14 protein-coding genes are annotated in these 20,593 nt (G+C 60.3%); 6 read left to right on the top strand and 8 right to left on the bottom strand.

From position 1 onward, the window contains the following. Positions 1-12: 12 nt before the first annotated feature. Entirely contained in the window at positions 13-2,265 is a 2,253-nt protein-coding gene (gene pnp / locus Q0K07_RS01945) for a polyribonucleotide nucleotidyltransferase (protein WP_294555750.1), read from the top strand. Positions 2,266-2,482: 217 nt separating this feature from the next. Here the strand turns inward: pnp and Q0K07_RS01940 are convergent, their stop codons facing one another. The 5 genes from Q0K07_RS01940 to Q0K07_RS01920 form a co-directional block, all read right to left on the bottom strand. Then, entirely contained in the window at positions 2,483-3,253 is a 771-nt protein-coding gene (locus Q0K07_RS01940) for an SDR family NAD(P)-dependent oxidoreductase (protein ID WP_294555675.1), read from the bottom strand. 78 nt (positions 3,254-3,331) lie between these two features. Then, complete coding sequence (locus tag Q0K07_RS01935) at positions 3,332-4,225, bottom strand: DMT family transporter (RefSeq protein WP_077071572.1); 894 nt, start codon at positions 4,223-4,225, stop codon at positions 3,332-3,334. A 224-nt stretch (positions 4,226-4,449) separates the two neighbouring features. After that, positions 4,450-6,300, bottom strand: coding sequence for a TRAP transporter large permease subunit (locus Q0K07_RS01930; protein ID WP_077071573.1), 1,851 nt, complete (start codon positions 6,298-6,300; stop codon positions 4,450-4,452). Positions 6,301-6,378: 78 nt separating this feature from the next. Beyond that, a complete protein-coding gene (locus Q0K07_RS01925) occupies positions 6,379-7,386 on the bottom strand; it encodes a TRAP transporter substrate-binding protein (protein WP_294555671.1) in 1,008 nt (335 codons plus the stop codon). 148 nt (positions 7,387-7,534) lie between these two features. Then, positions 7,535-9,526, bottom strand: coding sequence for an FAD-dependent oxidoreductase (locus Q0K07_RS01920; RefSeq protein ID WP_294555668.1), 1,992 nt, complete (start codon positions 9,524-9,526; stop codon positions 7,535-7,537). Between the two features lie 178 nt (positions 9,527-9,704). On the opposite strand from Q0K07_RS01920, the gene Q0K07_RS01915 reads away from it, so the two are divergent. Then, on the top strand, positions 9,705-11,312 hold the full coding sequence (locus tag Q0K07_RS01915; protein ID WP_294555665.1) for a sigma-54-dependent Fis family transcriptional regulator: 1,608 nt from the start codon (positions 9,705-9,707) through the stop codon (positions 11,310-11,312). Positions 11,313-11,392: 80 nt separating this feature from the next. On the opposite strand, the gene folD is transcribed toward Q0K07_RS01915, so the two are convergent. The 3 genes from folD to efp form a co-directional block, all read right to left on the bottom strand. After that, positions 11,393-12,250, bottom strand: a complete 858-nt coding sequence (folD, locus tag Q0K07_RS01910) for a bifunctional methylenetetrahydrofolate dehydrogenase/methenyltetrahydrofolate cyclohydrolase FolD (protein ID WP_294555663.1) — start codon at positions 12,248-12,250, stop codon at positions 11,393-11,395. A gap of 35 nt (positions 12,251-12,285) precedes the next feature. Beyond that, positions 12,286-15,102 (bottom strand): DNA translocase FtsK, encoded by a 2,817-nt coding sequence (locus tag Q0K07_RS01905; protein WP_294555661.1) that lies wholly within the window; start codon positions 15,100-15,102, stop codon positions 12,286-12,288. 132 nt (positions 15,103-15,234) lie between these two features. After that, positions 15,235-15,792 carry an elongation factor P gene (gene efp, locus Q0K07_RS01900; protein WP_294555659.1) on the bottom strand — a complete coding sequence of 186 codons (558 nt, stop codon included), beginning with the start codon at positions 15,790-15,792 and terminating at the stop codon, positions 15,235-15,237. A 220-nt stretch (positions 15,793-16,012) separates the two neighbouring features. On the opposite strand from efp, the gene yihA reads away from it, so the two are divergent. The 4 genes from yihA to Q0K07_RS01880 all read left to right on the top strand — a co-directional run bounded on the left by yihA (position 16,013) and on the right by Q0K07_RS01880 (position 20,569). Further along, positions 16,013-16,678, top strand: a complete 666-nt coding sequence (yihA, locus tag Q0K07_RS01895; protein WP_294555657.1) for a ribosome biogenesis GTP-binding protein YihA/YsxC — start codon at positions 16,013-16,015, stop codon at positions 16,676-16,678. 6 nt (positions 16,679-16,684) lie between these two features. Continuing rightward, positions 16,685-18,991, top strand: coding sequence for an ATP-dependent helicase (locus tag Q0K07_RS01890; RefSeq protein ID WP_294555655.1), 2,307 nt, complete (start codon positions 16,685-16,687; stop codon positions 18,989-18,991). Further along, positions 18,988-20,004 (top strand): thiamine-phosphate kinase, encoded by a 1,017-nt coding sequence (gene thiL, locus Q0K07_RS01885; protein ID WP_294555653.1) that lies wholly within the window; start codon positions 18,988-18,990, stop codon positions 20,002-20,004. The genes Q0K07_RS01890 and thiL overlap by 4 nt, the downstream gene beginning before the upstream one ends. A 124-nt stretch (positions 20,005-20,128) precedes the next feature. Continuing rightward, positions 20,129-20,569: a methylglyoxal synthase gene (locus Q0K07_RS01880; protein ID WP_294555650.1), complete on the top strand. Its 441-nt coding sequence runs from the start codon at positions 20,129-20,131 to the stop codon at positions 20,567-20,569. Positions 20,570-20,593 lie beyond the last annotated feature (24 nt).

Below are 20,593 nucleotides of genomic sequence, written 5' to 3'. Positions count from 1 at the left end.
CCAGGAGTAACCATTATGGGTCTGCTCAACAGCACTCGTGTTTCCGCCACCGTAGGCGGCAAGGAAATCATTCTGGAAACGGGCCGCGTGGCCCGTCAGGCCAACGGCGCCATCTGGATTCAGTGCGGCGGTACCGTGGCCCTCGTCACCGTCTGTGAAGCCCAGCTCGACACCCCCAAGGACTTCTTCCCCCTCACCGTGGAATACGCCGAACGCATGTACGCCGCCGGCCGCATCCCCGGCAACTTCTTCCGCCGCGAAATCGGCCGCCCCAGCGATCATGAAACCCTGGTGGCCCGCCTCATCGACCGGCCCATCCGTCCGCTCTTCCCCAAGGGCTACGGCAATGAAGTGCAGGTGCTCGCCACCGTCATTTCCGCCGACGGCGAAAACGACCCCGACGTGCTCTGCATCACCGCTGCTTCCGCAGCCACCTGCATTTCCAACATTCCCTTCGCCGGTCCCGTGGCCGGTGCGCGCCTCGGCCGCGTGGACGGACAGTTCATTCTGAACCCCACCAATGAAGAGCTGAAGCGCTCCGACATGGACATCGTGCTTGCCGCTTCCCGCGACGCCGTGGTCATGGTGGAAGGCGAAGCCAGGCTCGTCAAGGAACAGGACCTCATCGACGGCCTGAACTGGGCCCACAAGGCCATTTTGCCCCTCATCGACGCTCAGGAAGAACTGGTGAAGCTGGCGGGCAAGCCCAAGAGCGAATTCACGCCCAAGGAAGACGATCCCGAGCTCTTCGCCTATGTGGAGGAACTCGCCATCAAGTCCGGCATGGAAGACGCCCTGCGCACCGTCGACAAGCTGCAGAGAAAGGACGCCCGCAAGGCCGTGAAGGACAAGGTAAAGGCCCTCATGGCCGAAGATGAGCGCTATGCCGACGATCCCGTCGCTCAGGCCGCCATCGGCGAAGTGCTGGAACACCTGGAAAAGAAGCTCGTGCGCCAGAGAGTCATCAACGAGGGCACCCGCATCGACAACCGCGATACCAAGACCGTGCGCCCCATCGAAATCGAGACCTCCGTGCTTCCCCGCGCCCACGGCTCCGTGATCTTCGCCCGCGGCGAAACCAAGACCATCGCCGTCACCACCCTGGGCAGCTCCGCCGACGAACAGAAGGTGGATACGCTGAACGGTGATGAAAGCAAGCGCTTCATGCTGCACTACAACTTCCCGCCCTTCACCGTGGGTGAAGTGAAGTCCGTGCGCGTGTCCCGCCGCGAAATCGGCCACGGCCACCTTGCCGAACGCGCGCTCAAGGCCGTTCTGCCCTCTGCCGAAAGCTTCCCCTACACCATCCGCGTGGTGTCCGACACCGTGGAATCCAACGGTTCCTCCTCCATGGCCGCCGTGTGCGGCGGCTGCCTCTCCCTCATGGATGCGGGCGTGCCCATCAGCGCTCCCGTGGCCGGCGTGGCCATGGGCCTCATCAAGGACGGCGACACCTACACCGTGCTCACCGACATCCTCGGTGATGAAGACGCCCTGGGCGACATGGACTTCAAGATCGCCGGTACCGCCGAAGGCATCAGCGCCATTCAGATGGACATCAAGATCAACGGCCTGCCCACCGAAGTCATGGCCCGCGCCATGGAACAGGCCCGCGTGGCCCGTCTGCACATTCTCGACGTCATGGCCAAGGCCATGCCCGCCGTGCGCGAACTCTCTCCCTACGCTCCCCAGCATGAGGAAGTGTTCGTGAATCCCGAGATCATCCGCATGATCATCGGCCCCGGAGGCAAGAACATCAAGGCCATCACCACCGCCACCGGCGCGGCCATCGATATCGAGGATTCCGGCCGCATCACCATCTTCGCTCCCACGCAGCAGTCCATGCAGGCCGCCAAGGAAATGGTGCTCTATTACGACCAGCACGCGGAACTCGGCAAGAACTACACTGCCAAGGTGAAGCGCATCATGGACATCGGCGCCATCGTGGAAATCCTGCCCAACCTGGAAGCTCTGGTGCACATCTCCCAGCTGGACACCAACCGCGTGGAAAAGACCGAAGATGTGGCCCACCTCGGCGAAGACATGGTGGTCAAGGTCATTGAAATCAACGGCGACCGCATCCGTGCCAGCCGCAAGGCCGTGCTCCTCGAAGAGCAGGGCATTGAATGGAACCCCGAAGATACGGCCCGTCCCGCCCGCCGCGAACGCTCCGACCGTGGTGAACGCGGTGACGGCGAACGTCGTGAACGCCGCGGTGAACGCCGCGACAGAGGCGAACGCCGCCATGAACGCAAGGACGACTGATCCTTCGCGGGCTGAAACAGCATAGAAAAGCCGCCCCGGAACTGTACTGTTCCGGGGCGGCTTTTTCATCCCGTGCCCGCCTTCGGCGGACACGGGGGCAAAAGCGTGTCGTCCGCTCTGTTATCGTTCAAGGCTCTTACAGCTGGCTGTTTTTCCCCTGTGGTCCGTTATCCACACCATCATATATCTTTCCCGACGACACGCCTCCGGCCCTCACTCATGCTTCATCCGAAGGAAAGGTCACATCGGAAAAACGGGGACCTCCGTCGGCCTGACCGGTGGGCATAAGCTCCATATAGCTCACGTCCATGTGCACGGGGCACTCCACCACCCACAAAAGGGCGCGGGCAATGTCCTCAGGATCCAGCGGACGGCCCGTGGCGTATTCCTTTTCGGCCTTTTCCGCGTTGCCCGCGTTGTGCACCAGGGAAAATTCCGTGCGCGTGCGCCCGGGAGCAATGCACGTCACCCGCACGGGCGTGCCCAGAAGATCGGCGCGCATGTTGTCGGAAAGATGGCGCACAAAGGCCTTGCTCGCGCCGTAGACGTTGCCCGTGGGAAAGGCCCGGCTTCCGGCCACGGAGCCCACGTTGACCACATGCCCGCGGCCGCGGGCGAGCATACCGGGCAAAAGCAGCCGCGTGCAGTAAAGAAGGCCGAGAATATTGGTGTTCACCATGGTTTCCCAGGCTTCCGTATCCCCGTCCTGCACGCGTCCATCGCCCGCAAAGAGCCCGGCGTTGTTGAACAGCACGTCCACGGCGGAAAAATCCTCCGGCAGGCCGTCAAAGGCCGCCTTCGTCTCTTCACGGCTCTGTATGTCGAAGCAGAGACCGAAAAAATGCACCCCCAGTTCCCCGCGCATCTTTTCGAGGCGCTCCCTGCGCCTTCCCGTACCGACGACACGCCAGCCGTTGTCGATGAAAAGCCGCGCTGCCGCGCGCCCCAGGCCGGAGGTGGCCCCGGTAATGCAGATGACGTTGCTCATACCTGATCCCCGGATATTCCTGCTTGCGAAGCGGATGTGTTTAAGATGCCTTTGACATGCCCCCCAGGGGAAGCGGCATCAATTCTTTTGTGTATTCCAGCATACAAAAGTCAGAGCACCAATCGTGATGACAAGCCCCAGCAGCATCGACGCCGTGGGAATTTCCGAAAAAAGCATGACGCCGAAGCATAACGCTCCCGTCGGTTCCCCGCCGGAAGCCAGTATGGATACCTTCCCCGCTTCGGCATACAGCAGCGCCCAGGTTATGAACATATACGGCAATACGGACGTAACCAGAGCATGAAGAAGAAGAAAAAAGAGGTGTGGCACCGCATTGCCGGAAACGAATTCACCAATCTTCGCCGTATCCGCCCACGGCAGCAGCACCAGGGCTGTAAAAGCGACGCTGTAAAAGATGATCGTATAGGTATGATAATGTCTGTCCGTGGCCATCCTTGAACAGATACCGTACAGCGCATAGAACAACGCAGACAAAAGCCCGAAGAAAACTCCCGATGAGGAAATCCTCAGCCCCGTCCGCCGTTCAAGCAGCCCGCTTGTCAGAACACAACCGGCAACCGCAAGGCACAGACAGAATATTTTTTTCGGCGTGATCTTCTCATGAAACAGCAACGCGGCAAGAAAAATAACGAAGAACGGCGCGGTACTTAGAAGAACGGCGGCAAGGGACAACGTAAGCTCGTTGATGGCCACATTATAGCACAGGTTAAGCCCCATCATGCCGAGAATGCCTGTCCCCAGAAACTGAACGACATCCTTTATCCGTATCTTCAGCAGGGAGGCATCGCAGACAAGAACGACGCAACACATCGCCAGCGCCGCGAAAACCGCCCTTAAAAACACTATGGTGGCATTATCCATGCCGTGCGTCGTCAAGATCCGTACAAATACGCCCACGGAACCGAACATGATTCCCGCCGCGACGGGAAGAAGCAGCACCATCTGTTTCATTTCATCACCTTTTCACGTCATTCCTTCTTTCTTTCGGAGTGTCTTCCCGGCATGTGCCGCTTTTCTGAAAACAAACTCCTTATGAGAATGCAAAGGCGCGCCATCCGGCAAGGGCGTTCTTATGGGAACCCAGGAAAGCCCCGGGCCTTGCTTCAACGCAAAGCCCGGGGCCGTTTTCCTCCTGCAAGGCTTACCTCGCCCTCATGTGCGGCAAGAAGAAAGGACTACATGAAGCGCGTCAGGAAAAGCGATACTTCAGGAATATAGGTAACGATAAGCAGCATGACAAGCATGGACGCAAGCAGCGGAGCTGCCGCCACTGCGATACGTTCCGTTCGTTCGTCGGAAATGGCTGCCGCCACGAACAGACTCTGTCCCACAGGCGGGGTAATGAAGCCTATGGACAGGTTGCACACCATGATGACGCCGAAGTGCACCGGGTCCACGCCGAGCTTTATCATCATGGGCATGAGGATGGGCGCGAGAATCAGGGTGGCCGAAGCCGATTCCATGAGCGCGCCCACAATGAGCAGAAGAATGTTCACGATGAGCAGCATGGCGAATTTGTTCGACGTAATGGACATCATCCATTCGGAGATGGCGTCGGGAACCTGCTCGATAGCCATCACATAACCGAACACGCTGGCCATGGCCACAAGGAAAAGCACCGTGGCGGCGGTGACGGAGCTGTCTACCAGAATTTCGATGAAATTCTCGCGGGTGATCCCTTTGAGTACGAACATACCCACTAGGAAACCGTACAACGCGGCCACGCCCGCCGCTTCCGTAGGCGTCATAATACCGCCGTAAATACCGCCAAGAATAATGACAGGCACCATGAGCGCCCAGCGGGCTTCCCATACGGCACGGCCGATTTCACCCCAAGTATAGACCTTGTCCTCGCCTTTCCAACCGTTCTTTTTGGAAATATACCATGCTGTCATGCAAAGCATCACGCAGGTAATGATACCGGGCATGATGCCGCTCACAAAAAGCTTGCCGATGGACACATTGGTGATGACGCCGTAAAGCACGAAGGGATTGCTCGGGGGAATCATGACGCCGATGGCGCTGGCGCACGCTACGATGGCCCCGGCGAAGGCCTTGGAATAGCCGCGTTCCACCATGGCGGGAATGGTGATCATGCCGATGGCCGCGCAGGTGGCGATGCCGGAACCGGAAATGGCTCCGAAGAAGGTACATGCAATGACCGTGGCCATGGCCAAGCCGCCGGTACGGCGCCCTATCATCATGTCGGCAAGGCCGATAAGCTGACCGGAAAGCCCGCCCTTACCCATAAAGATACCGGCCAGCACAAAGAAGAAAACGGCCAGCATAGGGAAGGAATCCAAAGAGTTGTAGGCTGTCTGTGCGATGATGTTCAACTGCAGAAAGCCAGAAGCATGTACGGCGAGAGCTCCGGAAAGGCCCAGTACTACGGCAATGGGAATGCCCAGAATCATGCCGCCAAACAGTGAAACCATGAGCACGAAGATGATGCTGTGCTCAAAGCATACCACCGGCGCGGCTACCGAGACGAGAAAAAATAGCGACAGGAGGAACTTCATCCAGCCTTCTTCGCGGATAAGCTTCAGCGTATCCTGAATGACGCGAACGCTCTGGGCAAAGAAACCGAAGAGAAGCACGGAGTAAGGAATCCAGTACGGTATGCGGAGCGTAGGCGTTTCCTGCGGGAACTGGAACTGCAGGCGGATCAGGCGCACGGCCAAGCACATGATGGTGACGGTAAGCGCCAGTGTGGCGATGTTGTTGAACATCAGAATAAAATTATGATACTTCTGAGGAACCAGCCAGTCTATCAACGCCGTCATGCGAATATTTTCACGCCGTTTGATAACGAGCGGAACGGCAAAGTAGGTGCACCATATCAGGCAAAACAGGGCGAGTTCCTCCACGGGAGAGGTATCGACGTTCACCTTGAGCCATGTGCCGAGAATATAGCGGGCGAAAACCTGATACGGAATAAGCAGGCATGATGCTACGCAGGCTATGACGATGATGGGCTTTTCGCCGCTTTCATCCAGCCAGCGCAGGACTTTCTGAAACGTTACCATAGCGGGCTCCTGAAGAAAAAATACGGGTATGCGACCGGAGGACCCCTCCGGTCGGAAAAGATTTTCAGTAATGGAGCATTACTTCTGTACGTCTTGGATGAGCTTGATGAACGCAGGATCGATGTTCTTGGTATATTCGTCATACAGGGGCTGGAGGTTCTTCACGATCTCAGCCTTTTCCGCATCGGTGAGTTCGATGAGCTTGATGTTGTGCTGCTTGCAGTATTCTTCCCCCTTGCGTTCGAATTCCTGGCTCATGTCCCATTCTTCCATCTGGGACTTGCGGCCGGCGTCGAGGATCATCTTCTGCTGTTCGGGAGTAAGGGCGTCGTACTTCGCCTTGTTCATGACCACGAAGATCTTGGCCATATTGTGGCGAGTAACAAGGAAACGGTCTTCGATTTCGGCTCTATTGAAGGAAGCGAAGGTGCCGAAGTTGATGATTTCGCCGTCCACGGTACCCTGCTGAAGGGCGGTGTACACTTCGGTCCAGCCCACGGCGCAGGGGTTCATGGCAAGGGCATTCACAAAGGCCTTTTCAATAGGGGACATGGTCACGCGCACCTTGACGCCGCGCACGCTGGACAGATTCTCCACGCCGGAACGGGGAGTGAAGGCATAGCTTCTGAAAGGGGTGTCAAGGGTCATGACAAGCTTCAGACCGGCCTTCTGCGCTTCGCCGTCCACATACTTGTAGAGAGGGCCAGTGTATGGGTCGAATGCTTCGAGGAACTGGCGGTTCTTTTCAAATGCCACCATATAGGGAAGATCCATGGCCAGAAGGGGCTTGATGAACAGGTTGAGCTGGCTCTGGCCGATGAGGCTGAAGTCCAGAGAACCCTGCTGCGCCATTTCCGTGGCGACACGGTCGTTGCCGAGAACGCCGTTGTTCATCACGCGCACTTCAAATTCTCCCTTGGAGATTTCATTCAAATTCTTGGCGAACTGTTCACAGCCGTAAGTATAGTCGTCATTGGGGCCGCCGGTGTTGGCCAGACGGAAGACGGTCTTGGCATCCGAAGACAGAGGCGACAGCATCATACCGGTAACGGCAAGAACCACACAAAGAACGGAACGCAGATTCATGAGGACTCCTTCTCGCAAAATGGACATTCGGTGGTAAAACCCGGAAAAGGCGCTCCGGCAGTGCGGAGACTGCCTGCCGCGCCGGAGCGCCCTTCCTTCGCTTCCATGGCGGGAAGACGCATACGCGTCTTCCCGGTAAAGGTTGTTCCTACAGGCGGGCAGCGGCATCCCAGCCGGATTCGATGGCGGTTCTGATGGTGCCCACACTGTCGCAGTCGCCCACATTGATAACGTCGAAGGCGGTATCGGCAAAGGAGTCCCTTTCCGCCGCGAGAGAACGGGAACCGGCGCTCACGATGACGGTGTCGGCTTCAATCAGGGTTTCCTTGCCGTCCTTGTCGCACACGGTCACGCCCTTGTCGGAAATGCCCACGCAGCGCGTTTCGGTGAGAGCCGTCACATGGTTGAGGCCCATGTGTTCCTCAAGGCTCATGCGTTCGGAAATCTGCGAATTGGCAGCCAGCCACTTCGTCATTTCCACCACGGTGACTTCGTGGCCCTTGCCGCCGAGCTGAATGGAAAGTTCGCAGCCCACGGAACCGCCGCCCACGATGACGACCTTCCTGCCGATCTTGTCTTCATTGCCGAACACGTCCCACGCGAGCATGGCATGTTCGATGCCGGGGATGGGCGGTACGTTCTGCGTGGCACCGACGGCCACGATGCAGGCGTCGAAATCGGCTTCTTCAATGAGCTTCGGGGTGGCTTCGGTGTTCAGAAGCACCGTGACGTTGCTCTTGGCAAGCTGGGTGATGAAGTATTCGCGCAGGTCGCGCACATGGTTCTTGAACCACAGATGGTCGGGATACATGGCCAGCTGGCCGCCCAGTCTGTCGCCCTTCTCGAAGAGCGTCACGCTGTGGCCGCGTTCGGAAGCCTTGAGGGCCGCCTGCATGCCGGCCACGCCGCCGCCCACCACGGCCACCTTCTTGGGCGTGGTTTCGCGCAGCATGTATTCCTTGTACTGGCCCTGACGATACAGGGGGTTCACGGAGCAGTGACCGTCGAAGGTGGCGGTGTCGGAAATGTTCACTTCCGTGGTCAGGGAGCCGCGGCGGCCGCCGTCCAGGCAGTAGTCGCAACGGATGCAGGGACGGATGTCTTCTTCGCGGCCTTCGCGCACCTTATTGAACCAGTACGGGTCGGCAACGGACTGACGGCCGATGAGCACATAGTCGCACTTGCCTTCGGCAATGAGCTTTTCCGCCGTGGCGGCACTGCCGATGGCGCCCACCACGCCCACGGGCACCTTCACGCCGGCCTTCTTCAGGGTATAGGCGGCTTCGGCGTTGTGAGCTTCGGGCACGAAGCAGGTGGGATGCATCTTCGGACGGGCATGGGCGTCGAGACGGGTGCCGCAGGAGACATGGATCATGTCCACATAGTCCTGGAAGATCAGGGCCTGCTGCGCGCAGTCGTCGGGGGTGATGCCGCCTTCCTTCTTGTCGTCGCCGTTGAGGCGCACTTCGATGATCATGTCGTAGCCGATGGCGTCGCGGATGGCCTTGATGACTTCCAGAGGATAGCGGCAGCGGTTTTCCACGGAGCCGCCGTATTCATCGGTACGCTTGTTGCACAGAGGCGACAGGAAGTTGTTCATCAGCCAGCCGTGGCCGTAATGCAGCAGAATACCGTCGAAGCCGGAACGCATGGCGAGCACGGCGGCATCCACATACATTTTCTTGACATCGTCCATGTCCTTCTTGTCCATGGCCTTCGTCATGCGGCCGTTGTACATGAAGGCGCTGGAGCTGATGAGCTCATATCCCGGCCAGGGAAGCATGCAGCAGCCGGCATGGTAGATTTCGCACAGCGTCTTGGTGCCGTACATGTGCGCGGGGCGCTGCAGATTGTGCATGTAAATGAAGCCGTCCACTTCGTCATCCAGCACCAGGTCGCCGCGATGGCCGCCGTTGGCGGGGATTTCCATGGGAACGGTGATGCAGGCCGCGCCGCCGCGGGCCCAGTGCATGTAGAATTCCACACCGTCGCGGTTCAGACGATGATGAGAGTCCACGATGTCGCCCTGAGAACCGATGGGAGGAACCATGATGCGGTGTTTAAAGGTCACCTGTCCCTTCTTGCCGACGGTGAGCGGAGTAAAGACATGGGGATACTTTTCCTTGTACAGTGGTTTCATCGAATTCCTCCCGATGTTTGGCCCTCCGGCCGGAACCGGCGTTTCCCATGCGCCATGGGAACCCGCATGACCGGATTCCATAAGTATTAGAGTAAGGGCGAAAAGGCTTGCCTTTTCACCTTTCTCTATGCTAATTTCATACCATACTAGTTCTCCTTTATTATCAAGAGGTTATAAAATGAGTAAGAAATCAGGTTCCGAAATATCGGATCTCTCTTCCCATATTTCGGAATTAGCTGAAAACGACTCCGATATAATGGAACATTGCGAAACCTATCTCGGCGTCGTGGAAAGGCTCATTCAGGGGGATTCGCTGGAGGAAAGTCTGAATGCGATCTTTCTCTATCTGGCCGACATCCTGCCTCTGACCTATCTCTTCTACACGCCGCCCTACGAAAGCCAGGAGAGCAATCACATCCACATTTCCCGCGAGGGCGTACGCCTTTTCAAGAACATCAAGACCCCGACGCGCGCACAGATCAACCGCATCTTCGAACACAGAGCGAAGTTCAGTTCTGACAAGGTATTCTATATCAAGTCAAGCAAAGATATGGATGCCTTCTTCAACATCATCACCAGTCAGGTGAAAATCGAATCGCCCTGTCTGTATTTCTATTTTCTGTACGGAGGGCAGGTACAGGGCAGCATCTATTTCGGCTGCTCCAGTGAAAACGAGTTCTCCGCAGAGGAAATACGCTTTCTGAAAAAGCTGTGGAAGCCGCTCTACTTCATCATCCGCTTCCACTATCAGCAGCAGCGCATGGAAAAAGTTCTCGAACTGACACAGGAGAACAACCGCGTTCTGCGCAAGCAGATCAGCGGCTTTGCCGACATTGTGGGCGCAAACTCCGGCCTCAAGGACGTGGCCCGGGAAATACGCATGCTCGCGCCCTTCGACATTCCGGTGCTGCTCACCGGGGAGACCGGCACGGGCAAGGACCTTTTCGCCACGGAGCTGCACAGGCTCTCCCCCCGCGGAGACAAGCCCTTTGTAGCGGTAAACTGCGGCGGCATTGCGCCCACGCTTCTGGACAGCGAACTCTTCGGCTACACCAAGGGCGCGTTCACCGGGGCCTTCAAGGATTACAAGGGCCGTTTCGAACGCGCACAGGGCGGCACGCTCTTTCTTGATGAAATAGGGGAACTGCCCCTCGACGCGCAGACAAGGCTGCTGCGCGTCATTCAGAATCACACCGTGGAACGGCTGGGCGGCAGTGCGCCCATTCCCGTGGATTTCCGCATCGTCTGCGCCACCAACAAGGACCTTCAGCAGATGGTGCAGCAGGGCACCTTCCGCGAGGATCTCTACTTCCGCCTCGCCGGGGTGACGGTGCACATTCCGCCCCTCAGAAACCGCCCGGGCGACATTCCCCTGCTCGTGCAGCGCATCCTGCACAAGGAGGCGGCCCGGTACGGGGTGCCCGTACCCGTGCTTGCGGCGGGAGAAATGCATAAGCTTCTGAACTACGCCTGGCCGGGCAACGTGCGGGAGCTCATCAACGTGGTGACGGAAGGCTTCGTGCGCGGCCTGCAGACAGGCGCGGTCATTTTCCGTACCGGCAAGGAAAGCGGGCCTCAGGACTGGCAGGACAGAAAAACCGTGCCTTCCTTCGACGACCTTCAGCGCAAATACTTCTCAAGGCTTCTGCAGCTGTGCAACGGCTGCATTTCCGGCCCCCACGGCGCGGCCATGCTTGCCGGAATCAAGCCCAACACCATGCGCGCAAGGCTCGACAAGCTCCATATTCCCTACGGTCAGGCCAGAAAGGAACCGGAAATCTCCTGAGAAAAGGCGCCTCGCGCAGAAAATCCGTTTAAAAAACATCGCCCGGGGCAAAGACCCCGGGCGAAAACAGCATGCACGGCTTACTTTTCCAGCAGCTTCTTTCTCCATGCCTTTTCGGTATTGACCAGAAGCTGGGAAATGGTCATGGGCCCTATGCCGCCGGGCACGGGCGTGATGGCCGAGGCTATGGGCGCCACGTTGTCGTAGTCCACATCGCCGCAGAGTCTGCCGTCCGCCCCGCGGTTGATGCCCACGTCGATGATGACGGCTCCGGGCCTGACCATGTCGGCCGTGACGAAGCGGGGCCTGCCGAGAGCTGCGACGATGATGTCGGCCTCACGGCATATGGCGGCAAGATCCGGCGTGCGGGAATGGCACATGGTCACGGTGGCGTTGTAGTCGCGGCTGCCCAGCATGAGGGCTATGGGGCGGCCCACCAGATTGCTCCTGCCGATGACCACGGCCCTTTTGCCGCTCACGGAAATGCCGTACCGGTCGAGAATGGCCAGTATGCCCGCAGGCGTGCAGGGACGAAGCCCGGGCACGTTCATGGCCACGCGGCCCTGATTCACGGCAGTGAGGCCGTCCACGTCCTTTTCCGGGCTGATGGCGTCGATGCAGGGGCGCGCATCCAGCCCTTCGGGCAGGGGAAGCTGAAGCAGTATGCCGTCGACGGCCGGGTCGGCATTGAGGGAGGCGATGAACGCCTCAAGTTCCTTCTGCGGAATGGAGGCGGGCTTGCGGTAGGAGGCCGTGTCTATGCCGGCATCGGCACAGGCCTTTTCCTTATTGCGCACATACACCTGGGAGGCGGGGTCTTCCCCCACCAGCACCACGGCGAGACAGGGCGCGCGCCCCGCCTTTTCCCTGTCCTTTGCTATGTTCTCACGCAGGGCGGCGCGTATGGCGGCCGCGGTGGCCTTGCCGTCAAGTATCATGGCTGCTCCTTTTCCGGCCTTGCCGGATGCATGGGTTAGCGGTGAACGACGCTGCGCGGGCGCGTGCCGTCGGCCTGACTCAGCAGGCCGTCCTTCTCCATCTGTTCCACAAAGCGCGCCGCGCGGTTGAAGCCGATGCGGAAGCGGCGCTGAAGCAGGGAAATGGACACCTTGCCGTTGTCCAGCACGAACTGTATGGCTTCGGCATAGATGGGATCATCCACAATGTCGTTGCCCCGGGAGGCGGGCTGACCGAAATCTTCAGCGTCTTCGGAGGCGTCGTTGCCGAATTCCGCAAAATCCACCTTATAGTTGGGCTGCTGCTGCCTCTTCCAGTATTCCACCACGGCCGAGACCTCGTCGTCGCTGACAAAGGCCCCGTGCAGGCGCTGTATCATGCCGCCGTTGGGCTTGAAGAGCATGTCGCCCATGCCGAGAAGCTTTTCCGCGCCCGCACCGTCGAGAATGGTGCGCGAATCCTGTCCGCTCGTCACCTTGAAGGCGATGCGGCAGGGGAAGTTCGCCTTGATGATGCCCGTGACCACGTCCACGCTGGGGCGCTGGGTGGCGATGATGAGATGTATGCCCGCCGCACGGGCAAGCTGGGCTAGGCGCACGATGCTGCCTTCCACTTCCTTGCGCTTCACCATCATGAGGTCGGAGAGTTCATCCACGATGATGACCAGGAAAGGCATGTTGGAAAGGTCTTCCGGTTCCCCGGTTTCCGGATCCAGCGGCATGGAGCCTCCGGCCTCCACCTCGGCGCGCAGGCGTGCCTGACGCTCGTTGTAGCCGGTGATGTTGCGCACCTTCACCTTGGAGAACAGAGAAAGGCGGCGGTTCATCTCGTCGATGGCCCAGAGCAGCGCGTTCTTGGTCAGATCCATATCCGTGACCACGGGGTGCACAAGGTGCGGCAGGTCGGCGTACATGGAAAGTTCCACGCGCTTGGGGTCCACCAGTATCATCTGCACTTCGTCGGGTCTGGCGCGGTAGAGCAGGCTGAGAATGATGGCGTTCAGGCACACGCTCTTGCCCGCGCCGGTGGCGCCTGCCACCAGAAGGTGGGGCATCTTGGCAAGATCGGCGGAAACGGGTCTGCCGCCGGTATCCTTGCCGAGGGCCACGGTAAGGAGCGACTTGGCCTGACGGAAATTCTCATTTTCCACGATTTCGCGAAAATGCACGGTGGCGCGCTTTTCATTGGGCACTTCCACGCCCACGGTGTCCGTGCCCGGCACGGGAGCCTGCATGCGCACGGACACGGCCTTGAGCGACATGGCGAGGTCATTGGCAAGGTTGGTGATGCGCGTGGCCTTCACGCCGGGGGCGGGACGCACCTCGAACATGGTGACCACGGGGCCGGGGGTGATGCGGGCCAGCGTGGCGTGAACGTTGAAATTCTTGAGGCAGGTGATGAGCGCACTGCCCTGCCGCGCCAGGGTGACGCTGTCGGGACGGTTGGCAAGGTCGTCTTCCGGCAGGGGAGAGAGCAGATCAAGGGGCGGCAGGGAAAGTTCCCTGCGCTTCGGCAGTACCGGCGCGGGCGCTGCGGGCACAGGCTCCTTCTGTGCGGCCATGGCACCGGCCACGGCGCTGTCCACAGAGGCGTATTCCTCATCCTTTTCCTCCGGCTCCGCCGGAGAAGATGCCGCAACGGGTTCCTTCTGCGCGGTGTTTTCCGCCGTACAGGAGGAAACGACCACGGCGGGAAAATCCTCGCCACCCAGAGAGGACTGAGCGGAAAGGGCCGCCGCCAGAACGGAAGAACCGAGTTCCTCTTCCGGCTCCTCCACGGAAGCTTCCGGCTGAGCCGCCGCTTCCGGAACAGGTTCGGGAGCAGGTTCCTCTGCGGGAGGAAGGCTTGCGGCAGGCTCCTTCTCCGCGGCGCTCTCCGCCGCGGGAGCACTCACCGGCTCTTCCAGTTCCAGAATGAAGTCCTCCTCCTTCGCAGGCGCGGCGACGGGCGGGGAAACAGGTTCTTCCTCCTCCACCGTAACGCTGAGGGGAGCCTCCTTCTGCGCTTCGGGCACATGCTTTTCCGCTGCCGGGCCTTCCACAAGATGCAGAAGGTCGCGCACGTCCTCTTCCCCCAGGCTCTGCTGCGCGCTCTTCTCCGGGGCCTCCTCATGCAGGTTCAGCTCCAGCGCAGGACGCTCCTGCGCGGGCTCCTCCTTCTTCTTTCTGCCTGCGATGATGTCCAGCACGGCACGCGGGCGGGGAGCCCTGACCTTTGCCCCGCCGAATTTTGCGGCAAGGTGCTTCAGCGAGGAGGGAACATGCGGCACGGGCAGATCATAGGTGGTGCCGAAGGAGGGGATTTTCCGCATGGTCCAGGAGATGAGGCGGGAAATGAGCGTCAGCCAGGAAATGCTGAAGGACAGTTCCATGGCGATGAGAAACACGAAAAGCCACAGAAGAAGCGAGCCTGAAGGACTGAAGAAGACCAGCGAAAGCGCGGAAAGCCACTGCCCCGTGATGCCCCCGCCGTGTATGCCGTGCAGCACGATGTCGAAGGCGGAGGAGGTGACGAGCACGCAGGCGAAAAGCAGAAGGTAGCCCAGCCAGCGGTACCACTTGAGCACCAGCCAGCGGGAGACCAGGCCCGCGCCCACGGCGAGGAAAAAGATCACCCACAGAAAAGAGCCGATGCCGAAGCTGTCCACCAGAAAACCGGCCAGATACGCACCGAACAGACCGGCCGCATTGTGTATGGACGAAGCCTGTATGCTCACGGCCTGATTGAAGGTCGGGTCACCGGCATGATAGCTCCAGAGACTGAGCAGCATGAGCAGACCGCAGAAAAGAAAAAGCAGTCCGAGCAGTTCGCGTATCAGCCTGTGTCCGTACATTCATGATCCCCTTCATGCGGTGCGCGCCGTGTGGAAAAAGCTTTCCGGGGCTCTCTCTCCGCAAAAAAATGAAAAACGCTGCCGGGAGGGCGCGAAACGTCCTGCCGGCAGCGCAAAAGGAAAAAAACCGGATTAATCGCGGCCGAGATATTCGCGGGTGCGGGTATCGACCTTGACGCGATCCCCTTCGTTCACGAAAATCGGCACCTGGATGACCACGCCGGTTTCCAGGGTGGCGGGCTTGGTCACGTTGGAAACGGTGTCGCCCTTCACGCCGGGTTCGGTCTTGGTCACGGTCATGACGAGGCTCACGGGAATTTCAATGTCGATGGGCTGGCCGTTGTAGAGCAGCACGCGGCACTGCTGGGATTCCAGCAGCCAGTCGGCCTTGCCGTCGGTGTCGGCTTCGGGCAGGGAGATCTGCTCGTAGGTGGTCATGTCCATGAAGATGAGGTCGGTGCCTTCGCGGTACAGGTACTGCATGTCGCGCTGTTCCATGTCGGGCTTGCCCACCTTTTCGCCGGAACGGAAGGTGTTGTCCACCACGCGGCCGTTCAGGATGTTGCGCAGCTTGGTGCGCACCATGGCGCCGCCCTTGCCGGGCTTGAAGTGCTGGAATTCAACGATTTCATAAGGGGTGCCGTCGATCTCGATCTTCAGGCCGCGGCGAAAGTCAGTCGTGGAATACATGATGCCTCCAGGCAGAAATACGGTATTTTTTTTATAAACATCCGAAACGGGCCTTCTGCGGCCCGTCAAGTTCCCCAGTGGGAAAACCCGCCCCCCGCCCTGCGGGGAGCCTCCGCGGAATATTTGCCTTTTCAGCCGGAGCAGGCTAATCTCAGCTCTTTCCGCAAAGCAAGATATATTGTCCGATAGAGGCTCACTTTGTCAACTCACGAGGCACGCCATGACCGACCCGTCCGCTGAAAAAAAGAAAAGACCGGAACCCTCTCTGGAACTTCTGGCCACCCTGTACACGCTGGAACAGCTGGAAGAGGCCTCGCACGACATGCCGCAGCTCGCCCTTGCCGGGCGCTCCAACGTGGGCAAATCCTCCCTCATCAACGCCCTGGCCCGCCGGAAAAAGCTGGCCAAGGTCAGTTCCGAACCGGGCAAGACCCGTTCCGTGAATCTTTTCAAGGTACTGCCCGACGGCTTCTGCCTCACCGACCTGCCCGGCTACGGCTACGCCCGGCGCGGCCATGAGGAGCGGCGCAACTGGGCGGCCCTCATCCAGACCTATCTTGAAAAAACGCGCTCGCTGCGCGCGCTCGTGCTGCTCATCGACTGCCGCATCCCCACGCAGGAATCGGACCGCGTCATGGCCGACTTTGCAAGGGCTAGGAACCTGCCCGTCATCGCCGTGCTCACCAAGGCGGACAAGTGCACCCTGAAGGAGCGCTCCGCCCAGCAGAAGGCCTGGGAAAAAATCCTCGGCGGGCAGAAGCCCCTCGTGGTTTCCGCCGTGACGCGCCTCGGCCTCGACGAACTCTGGGAGAAACTGCGCGAAGCGGGCGCGCCGGAGCCGGAACTTCCCGCAGAACCTGAAAACGACGCTCCTTCCCTCGACTGATCCGCCATGCTCGACATATCCCTCCTCAACGAAGCGCAGAAAGCCGCCGTCACCGCGCCGGAAGGCCCCATGCTGGTCATCGCAGGCGCAGGTTCCGGCAAGACCCGCACCATCGTGTACCGCCTGGCCTGGCTTGCCGAACAGGGCGTGGACCCGCGCTCCATGCTGCTTCTCACCTTCACGCGCAAGGCCTCGCAGGAAATGCTGCACAGGGCCGCGAATCTTCTCGATCAACAGCTCTTCGGCGTGCAGGGGGGCACCTTTCACAGCTTCGCCTTCTCCATCCTGCGCCGCTGGGCCCCGGACTGGACGGGCGGCAGTCTTTCCGTCATGGACACCGCCGACAGCACCGCCGCCATACAGGCCTGCAAGGAAAGTCTGGCCGTCGGCAAGGGCGACAGGAGCTTTCCCCGCACGCAGGCCGTGCTCGGCCTGCTCAGCAAGGCGCGGAACAAGGAAATGAGCCTTGAGGAAGTGCTCTCCCGCGAGGCGCAGCATCTTCTGCCCCACGCCTCCGACCTCATGAAGCTCGGGGAAGCCTACAAGGCCTACAAGCGCGAACACGCCCTTCTGGACTACGACGATCTGCTCTTCGAGCTGGAGCAGCTCTTCATCGACAAGCCCGACATTCTTGAGGCCCAGAAGATGCGTTTCGGGCAGATCATGGTGGACGAATACCAGGACACCAACAAGGTGCAGGCACGCCTTGTCCGCATGCTGGCCGGCGAAGAGGGCAACATCATGGCCGTGGGCGACGACGCACAGTCCATCTACGCCTTCCGGGGCGCCACGGTGCACAACATCCTTGATTTTCCCAGGCTGTTCCGCAATACGCGCATCATCCGGCTGGAGGAGAACTACCGTTCCGTGCAGCCTGTGCTCGACGTGGCCAACAGCCTGCTTTCCCACAGCTCCGAAGGCTACCGCAAGCATCTTTTCTCCCGCAGGGAAAAGCCCTCCGAAGCCGCCGTCACCCTGTACCGCCCTCTGAGCGATCTGAGTCAGGCCCAGCTTGCCGCACGCCGCATCGAAGAACTGCTCGCCACCGTGCCCGCGCGGGAAATCGCCGTGCTCTTCCGTTCCGGCTACCAGTCCTATCATCTGGAACTGGAGCTCAACAAACGCGGCATAGGCTTCCGCAAATACGGCGGCCTGCGCTACGCCGAGGCCGCCCATGTGAAGGATGTCATGGCCTTCGCCCGACTGGTGAGCAATCCGCTGGATCTGCCCTCCTTCGACCGCATCGCCGCGCTGTCCCGGGGCATAGGCCCCAAGACCTCGCGCAAGCTGTTCGCCCTGGCCTCGGGCAGCGACGAGGCCGCCCTGAAAAAAGCCTCCTCGCGCTGGCCGGACTTTCAGGACAACATGGCGCTCATCGCCTCCCTGCGCATGGAGCACCCCGCGCCAGAAACGGTCATAGGCCGCATTCTGGAACATTACCGCCCGAAGATGGAGGAACTTTTCCCCGACGACTGGCCCCGCCGCCTTCAGGGCCTTGAGGAAATGTCCACCATCGCCGCCACCTACGACGATCTTCAGCTCTTCATCGCCGATCTTTCGCTGGATACCCCGGAAGAGGCTCCCGTGGAGGAAGAGGAGGACGAGCGCATCACCCTCTCCACCGTGCATTCCTCCAAGGGACTGGAATGGTCGGCCGTGCTCATCATCGACCTTGTGGAAGACCGCTTCCCCTCCCGTCACGCCCTGGTGCGGCCGGAAGACTTTGAAGAGGAACGCCGCCTCATGTATGTGGCCTGCACCCGCGCCAAGGACACGCTGGATCTCTTCTCGCCCCTCAGCATCTACAGCCGCTCCTCCGGGGACAGGGAACCCGCCTCCCCCAGCCCCTTCATACGCGAACTGCCCCCGGACCTGATGGAGGAAATCTACGAGAACTACGGCGGCGTGCTGGCGAAGCGGAAGATGCAGAGCGCGCCTTCCGTCGCGGATTTCGGCGCTTCCCTGAAGCGGCGCCGGCATACCGGCGATGACGAGGACGCGCAGACGATGCGCCGGCGCCGGAACGACGACTGGCCTCTCGTGGAAAGGGAGGACGGCTTCACGCCCCGTTCCCGCGAGGATGCGGACGACGCCTATATGGCGGCCGTGCGCGAGGCGGCGCGGAGCGGAAGCACGCTGGAGGAATCCCCCGAGGCAAAAACCGAAAAAAGGAAACTCGGCTTCTGCTGGCACCGCCTCTTCGGCCGGGGCAAGATCGTGGAGGAAATTCCGCCGGACAAGTACCGCGTCCATTTCCCGGGATTCGGGCTGAAAATCATTCTTGCCGACTATCTTACCCTGGAGCAGTCATGAAACCGGCCAGTGAAGACGACATCCTTGCCCTGGTGAACCGTTTCTTCCCCGTGGACCATCCCTCCCTCATGCTGGGCAGGGGAGACGACTGCGCCGTGCTGCGCCGGGGCGGCCCCCTTGCCGTGAGCACGGACATCTTTGCGGAGGACACGCACTTCCGCAGGCGCTATTTCACCCCCTTCGACACGGGCTTCAAGGCCCTTGCCGTGAACATAAGCGACATAGGCGCAAGCGGCGCCACGCCTGCGGGCCTTTCCATAGGGCTGACCCTCACGGGAAAGGAAGACGAAGCGTGGCTTTCGGAATTCTGCCGCGGCATGAAGGAGCTGTGCGACCGCTTCTCCCTCGCCCTTTCCGGAGGCGATCTTGCGCGCTCCAGCCTCCTCAACATCTGCGTCACGGCATGGGGAAACCTGCCGGAAGAGCTGCCCCTCGGGCTCCGGCGCGGCATGGCGCAGGAAGGGGACATCATCTTCCTTGTGGGCACCGTGGGCATGGCGCGCCTCGGCCTGACTCTGCTGGAAGCGTGCAGCGATGACGCCGCCTGCGAACAGGTGAAGGCGGACTGGCCGGAAGCCTGCGCCGCGCACCTGCGCCCCGTGCCTCTGGCGGAAGAAGGCATGGCCCTTGCCCGCTTCGCCCTGCAGCATCATCTTGAGCAGCGCCTCGGACTCATGGATGTTTCCGACGGACTCGCCCGCGATCTGCCGCGCCTTCTCGCAGGCGGAAGAACGGGACTCGGCGCGGACATCGTCCTTTCCCCGGACGACCTTGCCCCGGAACTTCTGCGCCATGCCGCGCAAAACGGCATCTCCGCCCCGGACTTTGCCTTTGAGGGCGGAGAGGATTATGCTCTTGTCGGGACCTGCCCCGCGCCGTTCTGGCCGGAGCTGGCCCGTGTTCTTTCAGGCTTTGCCACGCCCTCCCTCATGCTGGGAACGGTGCGGAAAGGCCCCCTCACGCTCAACGGGCACGGCCCGCAGTCGGCGGGATTCGACCATTTTTCCTGTTGAAAAGCGTAAGGAAACATGTTTGCCTTCATGAAGGGTTCACACAATCTGCCTATGCTGGCCGCAATGCAGAAAAGAACATAACGCGAGCCGGAAGGTCCGGCCGGACAACAAAGTGAGGAAAAGCATGGAAAAGACCATGAGCGCCACCAAGCACATCGCCCTTATCGCCCACGACAATATGAAGGAAAGCCTCATAGAATGGTGCGCGGACCACAGCCAGATTCTCTCCCGCCATTTTCTCTGCGGCACCGGCACCACGGCGCGCCTCATCAACGAACGCACGAGCCTGCCCGTCACGCCCTACCTCAGCGGCCCCCTGGGCGGCGATCAGCAGATAGGCGCGCAGGTGGCGGAAGGCCATATCGACATCATCGTCTTCTTCTCCGATCCGCTCACCGCCCAGCCCCATGACCCGGACGTGAAGGCCCTGCTGCGCATCGCCCAGGTGTACGACATCCCCATCGCCAACAACCGCGCCACGGCCGATTTCATCATCACTTCCCCGCTGTTCAGCGAAAGCTACACCTACACGCCCCACATCCATTTCCCCGTGAAGAACAAGTAAGCTCCGCCTCCGGAAACGAAAAGG

This window comes from uncultured Mailhella sp. (genome assembly GCF_944324615.1).
Lineage (GTDB): Bacteria > Desulfobacterota > Desulfovibrionia > Desulfovibrionales > Desulfovibrionaceae > Mailhella.
This window is presented reverse-complemented; position numbering and strand designations above follow the sequence as displayed.

Excerpts from the sequence above, each read along its gene's own strand:
- Q0K07_RS01925 (WP_294555671.1), bottom strand. The coding sequence starts at position 7,386 with ATGAATCTGCGTTCCGTTCTTTGTGTGGTTCTTGCCGTTACCGGTATG.
- Q0K07_RS01920 (WP_294555668.1), bottom strand. The coding sequence starts at position 9,526 with ATGAAACCACTGTACAAGGAAAAGTATCCCCATGTCTTTACTCCGCTC.
- folD (WP_294555663.1), bottom strand. The coding sequence starts at position 12,250 with ATGATACTTGACGGCAAGGCCACCGCGGCCGCCATACGCGCCGCCCTG.
- thiL (WP_294555653.1), top strand. The coding sequence starts at position 18,988 with ATGAAACCGGCCAGTGAAGACGACATCCTTGCCCTGGTGAACCGTTTC.
- Q0K07_RS01905 (WP_294555661.1), bottom strand. The coding sequence starts at position 15,102 with ATGTACGGACACAGGCTGATACGCGAACTGCTCGGACTGCTTTTTCTT.
- yihA (WP_294555657.1), top strand. The coding sequence starts at position 16,013 with ATGACCGACCCGTCCGCTGAAAAAAAGAAAAGACCGGAACCCTCTCTG.
- efp (WP_294555659.1), bottom strand. The coding sequence starts at position 15,792 with ATGTATTCCACGACTGACTTTCGCCGCGGCCTGAAGATCGAGATCGAC.
- Q0K07_RS01940 (WP_294555675.1), bottom strand. The coding sequence starts at position 3,253 with ATGAGCAACGTCATCTGCATTACCGGGGCCACCTCCGGCCTGGGGCGC.
- Q0K07_RS01880 (WP_294555650.1), top strand. The coding sequence starts at position 20,129 with ATGGAAAAGACCATGAGCGCCACCAAGCACATCGCCCTTATCGCCCAC.
- Q0K07_RS01915 (WP_294555665.1), top strand. The coding sequence starts at position 9,705 with ATGAGTAAGAAATCAGGTTCCGAAATATCGGATCTCTCTTCCCATATT.
- Q0K07_RS01890 (WP_294555655.1), top strand. The coding sequence starts at position 16,685 with ATGCTCGACATATCCCTCCTCAACGAAGCGCAGAAAGCCGCCGTCACC.
- Q0K07_RS01935 (WP_077071572.1), bottom strand. The coding sequence starts at position 4,225 with ATGAAACAGATGGTGCTGCTTCTTCCCGTCGCGGCGGGAATCATGTTC.
- Q0K07_RS01930 (WP_077071573.1), bottom strand. The coding sequence starts at position 6,300 with ATGGTAACGTTTCAGAAAGTCCTGCGCTGGCTGGATGAAAGCGGCGAA.